1 protein-coding gene is annotated in these 325 nt (G+C 28.0%); it reads left to right on the top strand.

Translation table 11 applies throughout. The annotated features are described in order from the left end of the window. Nucleotides 1-125: MmcQ/YjbR family DNA-binding protein (locus FUA24_RS25985; RefSeq protein WP_394344245.1), on the top strand; the 125-nt coding region annotated here is incomplete at its 5' end. Nucleotides 126-325 lie beyond the last annotated feature (200 nt).

Genomic DNA, 325 nt, shown 5'->3' with positions numbered 1-325 from the left:
AACATTGGAATACAGTATATATTCATGAAGGTGAGTTATCAATTCAATTTATAAAAGAACTTATAGATCATTCTTACGAAATGGTTATAAAAGGCTTGCCAAAAAAACTAAGAGAAAGTTTGTAATTTATAGTATTATTGCACAAAATTTCATGCATGAGCGTATTACAAACATTAAAAGAACGAAGCAACAATACTTGTGAGCTTTGTGGTGCAACAAATAATGTATCTCAATATACAATTCCGCCGTCATTAAATGAAAATGTAGATAATGATTTGTTGGTTTGTTCTACTTGTAAAAACCAAATAAATGGCAATGAAAATAT

It is taken from the genome of Seonamhaeicola marinus, from assembly GCF_008085455.1.
This window is presented reverse-complemented; position numbering and strand designations above follow the sequence as displayed.